The 11,712-nt window shown below is 59.4% G+C and carries 10 protein-coding genes and 1 other RNA gene; 8 read left to right on the top strand and 3 right to left on the bottom strand.

The features are described 5' to 3' along the window. The first annotated feature begins 46 nt into the window (after positions 1-46). The 8 genes from H7C18_RS02160 to rnpB all read left to right on the top strand — a co-directional run bounded on the left by H7C18_RS02160 (position 47) and on the right by rnpB (position 8,247). Complete coding sequence (locus H7C18_RS02160; protein ID WP_185127365.1) at positions 47-856, top strand: pyruvate, water dikinase regulatory protein; 810 nt, start codon at positions 47-49, stop codon at positions 854-856. A gap of 291 nt (positions 857-1,147) precedes the next feature. Further along, entirely contained in the window at positions 1,148-1,618 is a 471-nt protein-coding gene (locus tag H7C18_RS02155) for a YaiI/YqxD family protein (RefSeq protein ID WP_185127364.1), read from the top strand. Between the two features lie 133 nt (positions 1,619-1,751). Next, positions 1,752-3,581, top strand: a complete 1,830-nt coding sequence (dnaG, locus tag H7C18_RS02150) for a DNA primase (protein ID WP_185127450.1) — start codon at positions 1,752-1,754, stop codon at positions 3,579-3,581. Positions 3,582-3,614: 33 nt separating this feature from the next. Beyond that, positions 3,615-4,739 carry an RNA polymerase sigma factor RpoD gene (gene rpoD / locus H7C18_RS02145; protein ID WP_185127363.1) on the top strand — a complete coding sequence of 375 codons (1,125 nt, stop codon included), beginning with the start codon at positions 3,615-3,617 and terminating at the stop codon, positions 4,737-4,739. 90 nt (positions 4,740-4,829) lie between these two features. After that, the gene (locus H7C18_RS02140; protein ID WP_185127362.1) at positions 4,830-5,663 is read left to right on the top strand and encodes a hypothetical protein; all 834 of its coding nucleotides are present in this window, start codon (positions 4,830-4,832) and stop codon (positions 5,661-5,663) included. 1 nt (position 5,664) lies between these two features. Next, complete coding sequence (locus H7C18_RS02135) at positions 5,665-6,462, top strand: tRNA (adenine(22)-N(1))-methyltransferase (RefSeq protein ID WP_185127361.1); 798 nt, start codon at positions 5,665-5,667, stop codon at positions 6,460-6,462. Further along, entirely contained in the window at positions 6,438-7,553 is a 1,116-nt protein-coding gene (locus H7C18_RS02130; RefSeq protein ID WP_185127360.1) for a Nif3-like dinuclear metal center hexameric protein, read from the top strand. Before H7C18_RS02135 ends, H7C18_RS02130 begins: the two co-directional genes overlap by 25 nt. A gap of 219 nt (positions 7,554-7,772) precedes the next feature. Then, positions 7,773-8,247, top strand: an RNA gene (gene rnpB, locus H7C18_RS02125) — RNase P RNA component class A. 84 nt (positions 8,248-8,331) lie between these two features. Here the strand turns inward: rnpB and H7C18_RS02120 are convergent. From H7C18_RS02120 to H7C18_RS02110, 3 genes are all read right to left on the bottom strand, one after another. Beyond that, positions 8,332-8,787 (bottom strand): disulfide oxidoreductase, encoded by a 456-nt coding sequence (locus H7C18_RS02120; protein ID WP_185127359.1) that lies wholly within the window; start codon positions 8,785-8,787, stop codon positions 8,332-8,334. Positions 8,788-8,819: 32 nt separating this feature from the next. After that, the gene (locus tag H7C18_RS02115) at positions 8,820-9,455 is read right to left on the bottom strand and encodes a DsbA family protein (RefSeq protein ID WP_185127358.1); all 636 of its coding nucleotides are present in this window, start codon (positions 9,453-9,455) and stop codon (positions 8,820-8,822) included. 244 nt (positions 9,456-9,699) lie between these two features. Next, positions 9,700-11,712, bottom strand: coding sequence for a S8 family serine peptidase (locus H7C18_RS02110; protein WP_185127357.1), 2,013 nt, complete (start codon positions 11,710-11,712; stop codon positions 9,700-9,702).

The following is an 11,712-nucleotide window of genomic DNA, read 5'->3' as shown; positions in this document are numbered from 1 at the left end:
AAACGACGGGATGCCGGCGTCCCTTAAAGTGAAGAGGTGATGAGGAATGTCCGAGACGGAAGTAACGGTGTATGTCGTGTCCGACTCCGCCGGGGATACCGGAGAGTTGGCGGTTCGGGCCGCGGCCGCCCAGTTCCACCCGCTCCAGGTCCACATCCGGCGCATCGGCTTCATCCAGACGGAAGAAGCGATCGACACGGTCGTGGACACGGCGGCGAGCGACAACAGCGTTCTCCTTTATACGCTGGTCATTCCGCATCTTCGCGAACGGATGACCGAACGGGCGGCCGCCAAGGGAGTCACGACGATCGACCTGCTCGGCCCGCTTATCGGCAACATGGAGCGGCTGTTCGGCCGGCCTTCCCGGCATGAGCCCGGTCTCAACCACGTGCTGGATGCCGGCTACTTCCGCAAGGTGGAGGCGGTCGAATTCGCGGTCCGCTACGACGACGCCCGCGACGTCGCCGGCATCGGCAAGGCGGACATCGTGCTGACGGGCGTATCGCGAACTTCGAAAACGCCGCTGTCGATGGTGCTCGCCCACAAGACGCTGAAGGTAGCGAACGTTCCGCTCGTTCCTGAGCTCGTTCCGCCGCGCGAACTGTTCCTGGTCGATCCGGGCAAAGTGATCGGTCTCACCATTCGGCCGAATGCGCTGAACGCCATCCGCAAGGAACGGCTGAAGGCGCTCGGGCTGCCGGATTCCGCTTCTTACGCGACGGCCGAGCGGATCGAGCAGGAACTCGAATATGCGGATCGGATCATGAAGAAGATCGGCTGCGTCGTCATCGACGTCTCGAACAAAGCGGTCGAAGAGACGGCCAGCCTTATTCTGGACCATCTGCAGAACCGGTAGCGGATGCCCTTCGCGTTACGGTAGGGTGGGTGGCCGGCGTACGTTTCGTTTCGTTTCGTTCCCCGAGCTCTCAACCAGCCCTCCCTTTCGCGGAAGGCTGGTTGTTGACGCTTTTCGGGGCCGCTCAGGGAGGAATTGACAAAAAAACGACAAATTGAAGAACGAACTCTTGACATCAAGGGGCGTTAGGTATATCATTTTAAAATTTAATGGGACGCAGGCAGGATTTTCGGCCCGGTTAGCGTATATAATAATACGGCAAACTTTGGGGGAACTCGTAGGTGATGTCGGATGGCCCCGATTCGTAACCGGGTTGTCGTGGACGGCGACGCCTGTCCGGTCAAGTCGGAAATCGCGAGAACGGTGCAGGCGTGCGGCGCCCGCGCCTTGATGGTGTCTTCGCACGACCATCTGCTCGTCCCCGAGCCGGGGGTAGACGTCGTTACCGTCGATGCGAGCGACCAATCGGCCGATCTTTATATCGCGAACGCGATCGGAGCCGGCGATATCCTCGTTACGGGCGACTACGGACTGGCTGCGCTGGGCCTTGCCAGAGGAGCGGCGGTGTTGACGTTCAGAGGAAGAACGATCGCGGAATCCGATATCGACGGCTTGCTGGCCCAGCGCCATCTGTCGGCCAGACAACGGCGGGGAGGCAAGCGGACGAAAGGTCCGAAAGCATTCACCGAGCAAGATCGAACCCGATTTCAACAAAAACTGACATTGTTGCTTAGGGGGATGCAGGAGATTCGGGAAAACTAGCGAATTGTAATACGTGCCGTTCCGAAACGTTCGCGGCTTGCTTGCGGAAGCCGGCGGTTCGGCTTAAGGGATTCGGAAGAGATGGGGTGAAACTTGTCTTGGAGGAATCGCGTAAAAAGAAGGTGATTTCGTGATGAACCACGGAATGATTCCGCAGGAAACCATCGACGAAGTGTTGCGCCGCCACGAGATCGCCGAAACGGTCGGACGTTACGTGCAGCTCGCCAAACAGGGCAAATACCTGAAAGGGTTATGCCCCTTCCACTCGGAGAAGAGCCCGTCGTTCACCGTGACGCCCGAGAAGCAGATTTTTTACTGCTACGGATGCGGCAAGGGCGGCAACGTCATCAAGTTCGTGATGGAAATGGAGAACGAGACGTTTCCCGAAGCGGTTAAACGGCTTGCGGAGGAAGCCGGCATTCCCGTGACCTGGCAGGCCGACGAGGCGGAGCAGGAGGCTACTCCCCAGCAGAAGGAACGCGCAACGCTGCTGGAAGCGAACGGTTATGCGTCCAAGCTGTACCGGTACGTGCTTCGCAATACGGAAGCCGGGAAGCCGGCGATGGACTACCTCCGTTCCCGCGGATTTACGGACAAGCTGATCGAAGAATTCGGAATCGGATACGCTCCGTCCCGTTGGGACACGCTGACCCAGGCGCTGCAGCGGAACGGCTTCGATCCGGAAGAGATGGAACGGGGCGGCTTGCTGCTCAAGCGGCACGAAGGGGACGGCTACGTCGACCGGTTCCGCGACCGGGTCATGTTTCCGATTCATAGCGGAGACGGCCGCATCATCGCTTTCGCGGGAAGGCTCATGTCGGCCGGGCAGCCGAAGTACATGAATTCGCCCGAGACGCCGCTGTTTAACAAGAGCCGGACGCTGTACCGGCTGCGGGAAGCGCGGGGAGCGATCCGCAAGACGAAGCAGGTCGTGCTGTTCGAAGGCTACGTCGACGTGATCAAAGCCTGGTCGGCCGGCGTCGAGAACGGAGTCGCCACGATGGGAACCGCTCTGACCGCCGAGCATGCGGCGGTGCTGCGGCGTTTCGCGGACGAGGCGATCGTCTGCTACGACGGAGACAACGCCGGACAAGCGGCCGCTTACAAAAGCTTGCCGCTGCTTGAAGAAGCGGGTTTTCGGGTCCGGATCGCGCTGCTGCCTCCGGGGATGGACCCTGACGAGTTTATCGGCGAGCACGGGGCCGAAGCGTTCGTCCGCGAGATCGTCGAAGGAGCGGTTTCCGCGGTCAAATTTCAGCTCATCTATTTGCGCAAATCCCATATACTCCTAGAAGATGATGGGAAGATTCGGTATTTGCGCGAGGCGGTCAAGCTGGTCGCCCGGAGGGATTCCCCGACGGAGCGGGAATTGATCCTTCGGGAGCTGTCCCAAGAGTTCGGCGTCTCGCTCGATGCGCTCAAGCAGGAGGCGGCCGATATTCGCAGACAGGAGAAATTGGGAACGTCTGGGGATATTCCGGACGGATCGTGGAATAATGTATGGAATGACACCCGGTCTTCGCCTAGACACCCGCCGCTTGAACCGGCCAACGTAAGGGCGGAGCGCCATCTCCTTCACTGGATGATGCACGACGCGGATACGGCGCTCGCCGTCCAGAACCGCCTGGGCGATCGGTTTCATATGGAGGAACACGCGGCCATTGCTGCTTATTTATATAGCTATTATTCGCAGGGCAATGCTCCCGATATCGGTAAATTCATGACATTCCTGCATGACGAGCGGCTGGAGAGGATCGTAGGCGCCATCGCGCTGATCGAGATTCCGTTCGGCGAACGGGAACTTACGGATTACCTTCGCACGATTGAATCATGGAATTCCAAATCGAGAATAGAACAGATGTATGAAGAGATGCATCGTGCGGAGAAACAAGGGGATCCTTTGCGAGCCGCGCAAATTTTAACAGAGATTATCGCCCTGGAAAAGCAGCGGAAAGTGCTTTAGGCCGCCTACGTTCCGGGGAGGAGGGAGTCGGAAATGGCGAACGATCAACATACCGGGCTGGAAGCGGAATTGACGCTGGAGCAAGTCAAGGCTCAAATGATGGAGCAAGGGAAGAAGAAGGGTTCCCTGACCTATAAAGACATCATGGAAAAACTGTCTCCCTATGATCAGGACGCCGACCAGATCGACGATTTTTTTGAGCAGTTGGCCGATCTGGGCATCGAAGTCGTCAACGACCACGATGAACTGGGACGAGGGAGCGACGAAGACGGGCAGGACGACTTCAACTTCGACGACGATCTGAGCTTGCCGCCCGGCATCAAGATCAACGACCCGGTCCGGATGTACTTGAAGGAGATCGGACGAGTCCCGCTGCTCGGCGCCGACGACGAAGTGGAACTCGCCAAGAAGATCGAAATCGGCGGCTACGACGGCGAAGAAGCCAAAAAGAGACTGGCTGAAGCCAATCTCCGTTTGGTGGTCAGCATCGCCAAGCGTTACGTCGGGCGCGGAATGCTGTTCCTTGATCTGATCCAGGAAGGGAATATGGGCCTGCTCAAAGCCGTCGAGAAGTTCGACCATACGAAAGGCTATAAATTCAGCACGTACGCGACTTGGTGGATTCGCCAGGCCATTACCCGCGCGATCGCCGACCAGGCGCGCACGATCCGGATTCCGGTTCATATGGTCGAGACGATCAACAAGCTGATCCGGGTCTCCCGCCAGCTGCTTCAGGAACTCGGCCGCGAGCCGACGCCCGAAGAGATCGCCGAGCAGATGGAGCTGAGCGTGGACAAGGTAAGGGAGATTATGAAGATCGCCCAGGAACCGGTCTCGCTCGAGACGCCGATCGGCGAAGAGGACGACTCGCATCTGGGAGACTTTATCGAAGACCAGGAAGCGTTGGCGCCGGCTGACGCCGCCGCGTACGAACTGCTGAAGGAACAGCTCGAAGACGTGCTCGACACGCTTACGGAGCGGGAAGAGAACGTTCTGCGTCTCCGTTTCGGCCTGGACGACGGACGGACCCGCACGCTGGAGGAAGTGGGCAAAGTGTTCGGCGTGACCCGCGAACGGATTCGTCAGATCGAAGCCAAAGCTCTGCGCAAGCTTCGCCATCCAAGCCGGAGCAAACGGCTAAAAGATTTTCTCGAATAAGCCGATACAGGTATTAGCCTGTTTTGGAGACCTTCTGCCGGAACGGTTGAAGGTCTTTTTGTTCCTGCGCGGGCGAGAGGAGCATGCCGGATGGCGATGTCGGATGAAGACAAGAAGAAGATGATCGTGAAGGAAATCGAGTCCTGGAGACGGGGAAAGATGCTTCCCGATCAATACTGCGACTTCCTGCAAAATTTATATTTGGATGATCTGGATGACCGTCCGAGGAATGCGATGGGCGCCGCCGTTCGAAAGATCGGACAAGCTTCCGGCAAGGCGTGGATTCTTGTATTTGGAATATTTGCCTTGTCCTGCTTGTTTGTACTTCATTTTAGCGCGTTTCCCCTTGCAATGCAAATCGCCTTCACCGGCCTGGGAACGGCCGGTTTTATTACGGGGGGCGCATGGTGGCGGGACAAATTGCCGCTTCGCTCCTTCTTGTTTCTGGGAGCGAGCGTGATTTACCTGCTCGTCGCGGGAATCAGCCTGCTTCGGCTGCACGGATGGACGGCCGGCGGAGGGCCGATTCTGCTGCTGATGGCCTGCGCGCTCATCTGGATCGTCTGCGGTGTGGGCCTGCGAGTCGGAGTGCTCCATGCGGTCGGTTGGCTCGCGATCATCGTGCTCTACTCATGGATGCTGGCCCGCCAGATCCCGAACGCGACCTGGGCGGAAACGCAGGTATTCTGGGTGCCTGCTTCCCTGTTATTCGGCTGGCTCAGTTGGTTTACGCATGTGAAGCTTCGGTCGGCGGGAGGCGTGCTGCTGGCAATCGCGTTAGTGCTTTGGTTCATGCCGGAAGTCTACTCGGCGCTGTACCATATCGATACTCCTTGGATTCAGGTGGAATTGGCAGTCAAGACGGTCATTCTGGGAATTGGCATGTATCGTCTGCGAAAACAATGGATGGAATGGGTTGTATAAGATGACGAGATCGCAAAGAGCGGGAGCGGACGTGAAGCTGTCCGGCCGATTGGCCGCGTTGGCGGACTGGGTGCCGGAAGGCGCGCGGTTTGCCGACATCGGGACGGATCACGCGCTGCTCCCGGTTTATTTGGCCGCAGGGGGCAGAGTGCCTTTTGCGGTAGCCGGGGACGTGAACAAAGGGCCGGTCGAGGCGGCGCAGAGGCAAGTAAAGGCAGCCGGTCTTGACGGCATCGTGTCGGTCCGGCAAGGGGACGGCCTGACGGTTTTGAAGCCGGGCGAAGTCGATACGGTGTGCATCGCCGGCATGGGAGGCAGCTTGATGGTTCGGCTGCTGGAGGAAGCGGGGCGCCGCTTGGACGGCGTCCGCACGCTCATTCTGTCGCCGCACGTAGCGGAAGATCAAGTGAGGCAGTGGCTCGTCGACCATGCTTACGTCCTGATCGAGGAAAAGCTGCTGGAGGAAGACGGAGAGATTTATACGATGCTCAAGGCAGAGAGAGACGGGGAAGCGGAGGCGAAGAAGCGGAATGCGGAGCTGTACGATCCGTCGCTGCTCGGCTTCGGTAGCGCCGAAGTGCCGGTGCCCCTGATCCGGGAGATGGGACCGCTGCTGCTGCGGGGTTCGGACGAGACGTTCCGCAGGAAGTGGGAATCCGAATTGGCGAAGCGGGAAACCATCAGAGAACGGCTTCGATTGTCCCAATCGGACGAAGCGGCGAGAAAAGCTTTGGAATGGGAGAAGGCGATCGCGAAAATCAAGGAGGTGCTGGCATGCTGGCCCGCGGCGAAACGGTAATTCAATGGATGGAGAAGCTGGCGCCCAAGCATTACGCCGTTCCGGACGATCGGATCGGGCTGCAGATCGGTTCGCTGCGGAAGGAGATCCGGCGCGTTCTGGTCGCGCTGGACGTGACGCCCGCGGTCGTGGAGGAAGCGGGCGAGCTGGGCGCGGAGTTGATTATCGCCCACCATGCGCCGCTGTATCGGCCGCTGAAGCATCTGCAGACCGATACTCCGGAAGGGGCGCTGATGGCAAGTCTGCTGCGCCGTGATATCGCGGTCTACGTCGCGCATACGAACCTGGACTCGGCCGAAGGCGGAATGAACGATTGGATGGCCGAAGCGCTCGGCATCGAAGGCCGGGCGGTGCTCGAGGAAGTGCACACCGATAAACTGTTTAAGCTGGCCGTGTTCGTCCCGGTCGATCATCAGGATGCGGTTCGCGGCGCCCTTTTCAACGCCGGTGCCGGCTGGATCGGCAACTACAGCCATTGCAGCTTCAACATCGAAGGAACCGGCACTTTCCTGCCTCGGGAAGGAACGGATCCGTATATCGGCAAGCAGGGCAAATTCGAGAAGGCGGCCGAAGTGAGAATCGAGACGATCGTGCCGGACAGCGCGCGCAAAGCGGTCGTGCAGGCGATGCTCAAGGCGCACCCGTACGAGGAGGTCGCGTACGATCTGTACCCGGTCGACCTGAAGGGCCGTTCGTTCGGGCTCGGAAGGGTCGGCTCGCTGCCGCAGCCGGAAAGTCTCGATTCGTTCTGCGAGCGCGTGAAGAAGGCGCTGGACGTGCCGTTCGTGCGGGTCGTCGGCGACGGCTCCCGGCAAGTTCGCAAAGTGGCCGTGCTCGGCGGCTCCGGCAGCCGCTATATCCGCCATGCCAAGTTCGCCGGCGCAGACGTGCTCGTGACCGGCGACATCGACTACCATACGGCTCATGACGCCGACGCGATGGGACTGGCGATCGTCGATCCCGGACATAACGCCGAGAAGATCATGAAGCCGAAGACGGCCCGGTGGCTCCAGGAGAAGCTCAAAGCCGCCGGCTACGACACCGAAGTGCTTCCTTCCCAAGCAAACACCGAGCCGTTCCGTCTTCGCTGACCGGTTGAAGTCCTGAGCGTGCAAGCTTCACGCTCTGTTCCGATATCCAATATCCCCATCGCTCAGGTTCGTTTCGTTGTTTCGGCAGGCGAAACTGAGCAGATGGGATATTGGGTAACTTGGGGATGAACGCCATAGCCGGATCCCGGCGCCCTCGGAAGTCAACGATTGCCGTTGTGCCGGAAGCCGATTCGCGTTATACTAAACGTTGCAGATCGGAAAGCTTGACAGACAATCGCTGGCGGCTTCGCGCCGCGAGAGGAAAGTCCGGGCTCCGTAGGGCAGGATGCTGGATAACGTCCAGTCGGCGCGAGCCGAAGGATAGTGCCACAGAAATGGACCGCCGATGGCCGATCCCCGCAAAGTGACGTAGAGCTTCGAAGCTTATTCCGATTACTTCACGGGGGCCCCAATACCTTTTGGGGTTGGCACAGGCAAGGATGGAACCGTGGTGTAAGAGACCACGAGGAGCATGGGCGACTCTGCTCCTGGTAAACCCCATCTGGAGCAAGACCGAAGAGGAACGCGGCAGCTTCGGCTGCAGCCCTTGCCCGGGGCGCGTTCGGGTTGGTCGCTTGAGCCGTTCGGCAACGGACGGCCTAGATAGATGATTGTCGCTTCCATCCGTGGGAGGGCCGCACGGCCCGTTCTGACCACCGGAAGCACAGAACCCGGCTTACGGCAAACTTTTCGTCTGCAAATCAAAACCCGCAACGCTCTTTCCAGAGGTTGCGGGTTTTGATTTGCGCGGGTTATGGATTCGGCATGCCGGAACGGCTCAGTCGGCCGCGGCGAATTCTTCCGGCTCGTCGGCCTCGGCATGGCGACCGGCGCGAATGACGATCAGCAGGGCGGTGATAAGCGCGAACGCGACCAGCGCCATCAGCGGAATGGTAATGACGCCGAACCAGTCGAGATAATCTTTATTGCAAGGCACCCCGACCCGGCAGGGCGCGATGCTCGCCATGCCGGGTACTTTTTGTTCGCCGTAATGATAGAGAGAGATCAGCCCGCCAATGACGCTGAGCGGCAGGGCATAACCGGCCATGCCGCGGTCGTCGCGGAGAGCCGCCCGGCCAAGCAGAAGCACGAGCGGGTACATGAAGATGCGTTGGAACCAGCACAGGTTGCAAGGGATGTAGTGCATCACTTCGCTTAGAAACAGACTGCCGCCGGTCGCCACCAGCGAGACGAGAAACGCCAAGTAAAGCCCGTAGCTTCGAATCGCCGTCACGTCGCTTCATCCTCCGTCATCCATTATCCGTCCTATTTGGCCGCCAGCGCCTTGTCGATCTCGGCCTTCAGGTTGTTGATGTTAAGCGCCTGGTCGTCGGTCAGCCGCTTGCCGTTCAGCAGAATCGTCGGCGTGCCCGGGAATTGCTTGCTGCTCGCCAGGCTCGTCTGATCCAGGACTTCGTCTTGGTACGTCTCGTTGTCGATATCTTGACGCAGCTTGTCAAAGTCGATGTTCAGCTTCGCGTCTTTGGCGATCTGAACAAGCTTGTCCGCCGTCGCCCAAAGCGTACGCTCGTCCTGCTGGTTATTGTAGATCGCTTCATAGTATTTCCAGAACTCGTCTTTGTTCTGATGGTAAACCGATTGCGCGGCGAGCGCCGCCGTGTACGAGTCGGCTTGAGGGCTGATAATCATGTAGTTCAAGAATGAGAGCGAGACTTGCCCCTTATCGATGTAATCCTTCTGGATCTCAGGCATGATGTTCTGAGCGAACATTTGGCAGGTCGGGCACTTGAAGTCGCCGAATTCGGCCAGCTTTACCTTCGCGTCCGTCGACCCGATCGTCGGAACGTGGTCGTAATCGATGGAGATCGACTCCCCGTCCGGCCTGAATACAAACAGCAGAACGATCAAGGCGACAAAGACGACGGCCGTAGACCAAGTCAAGATTTGAATACGCCGTTGTTTTTTGCGCTTCTCCAGTTCCCTTTGTTGCTTAACTCCCATTTTTCGCTGCGCTTTTTGCAAGAATCCTCTTCCTTTCCCCCTTAACTTGGACAGGCAAAACGGCCCAATCCCATTGTACATGCGAACGCTTAAAAATGCATGAACAATCGCAAAGATTCACAAAAAGGCCCGAAAAAGGAACGTTACATTCCTTTTTTCGGGCCGCTGCGATCACGATAGGGGTTTACGGCTGGGAGCCGTCGGTGCCGAAGAGCCGTTCCAATTGGCGGCGAATCCGCTCGGCGAACGATTCGCCCGTTTCGCCCGTTTCTCCCGCCAGATTTTGCGGCGGCGTTTCCGCCTGCTGCTGCGACGCAGCTTCGGCGTTGGCTGCACGAACGGCCGCGTCCACGTCGATCTGGCCATAGCCGAAGTCGACGTCTTTGCCCGCAGGACCCAAATCCCTGGCGGTTTTGCGGAGCAGATCCATCACATCCTCGTTGCCCAGATTGGCATTGGCGGCGCGCACGAGGGAAGCGAGCGCCGAGACGTGCGGGCAGGCCATCGACGTGCCGGAGAGCGCCGCGTATCGGCTGCCCGGATAGGTGCTGGCGATCGAAGTGCCTGGCGCGGTAACGTCCACGTAATCCCCGTAATTCGAGTATTCGGCCCTCGACTCGTCCTGATTGGTCGCCCCGACGGCGAATACTTCGGGATAAGCCGCCGGATAACCCGGGCGGTCGGTATTGTCGTTGCCCGTCGCCGCAACCAAAACGACTCCGTGATCGTAAGCATACTTGACGGCATCGTGCAGGAACTGGGCTTCGGCGTAATTGCCCAGGCTCATGTTGATGACGTCGGCGCCGTGATCCGTCGCCCAGATGATGCCTTCCGCCACCGAGTAGGTCGTGCCGGCGCCGGAGCTGTCGAGGGCCTTGACCGGCATGATTTTCGTATACCAGGTCATGCCGGCGACACCTTCGTTATTGTTCACCTGGGCCGCAATGATGCCCGCCACGTGGGTGCCGTGGCCGACGTCGTCGTTCGGCGGCTGGGTCGGGTCGATGATGTTCGTGCCCTGGACCAGCCTGCCTTTCAGATCGGGATGGTCGCTCTGTACGCCGGTGTCCACGATCGCGACGACCACGTCGTCTTTGCCGCGCGTGACATTCCAGCCCTTGTTCGTGGCGATCTCGGGCAAGTTCCACTGATACTTCGAGTACAGGGTGTCGTTCGGGACGATCGTTCCTGCCGTACCGGTTGCGGAAGACCCGGAAGAAGCGCCGGATGTTCCGCCGGTCTCGTGAGTCAAATACAAATAGTGAGGCTCGACGTAGACCGGATTCCACTTGGCGAAACGTTCCTTAAGCTGATCCATCTTGTAGCGGCTTGAGCGGAACAAGTACGTCTGTCCGCGATGCCGGACCACGGTCAAGCTGAGTTCCTTGCGCAGCGCGAGCAGCTCCTTGGACGTCAGAGGCTTTTGGAACTTGACGACGATCTCGTCGACCGCATAGTGGCTCGCGTTTTGATTGTCCTCGCCGTTCTTGACGGTCGTATCGCGGTTGGTGTTCGGAAGAACCGATTCCAGCCGGTACCGTCCTTCGGACGGATAAGGCGTCAGGCGCAAATTGCGCTTCTGATGGCGCTCCACCTGCTGCACGACGTCGGTGGTGACAAGCGCGGCCACTCCTTCGCCGGGCTTGCCGCCGTCCGGAAGCGCCAGTACGAAATGGTCTTTGCCGCCGTACTTGAACGTTCGGGACTGGTATGTTTTCCCTTGCCGAAGCGCTTGCTTGGCTTGCTTCCAATCGGCTGCCGCGGCTTGCTCCAAGCCGTCCGCGGGCTTGCCGGCCTGGACCGTCTTGCCCTGCGACGTCCAGGCGATCTTCAGCATGTGGGGATGTTCCTTCATCGCCTGGCGCAGGTGGGCGGCGCGGTCTTCGGCTTTGATGCCGGCGTGGTCGCGAAGGAAGCGGGTCATGTCGAGCGTGCAGTCCGAACGGCAGAGCAGTTCCGTCGCCTCCATGTCACGCTGCAAAATCCGCTGTTTGGACATTTTTTCCGCTTCCGCGCGAAGCCTGGGGCTGGCGACCGGGGCGGGGATGGCCAGCTCCCTCGGAACGGGCGCGGGAACAGCCAGTTCGTTCGGCGCGGGTGCCGGGGATTTGGCCGTGCGGGGCGGCGCGATCACCGGCACAATAAAGAGAGCGACGGCGGCGGTGAAGAGTAGACCGATTAACGCATTGCGGCGCAT

Source organism: Cohnella zeiphila (assembly GCF_014212055.1).
GTDB classification, from domain to species: Bacteria; Bacillota; Bacilli; order Paenibacillales; family Paenibacillaceae; genus Cohnella; species Cohnella zeiphila.
The sequence above is the reverse complement of the archived record's forward strand: the minus strand, read 5'-3'. Positions and strand labels throughout refer to the sequence as shown.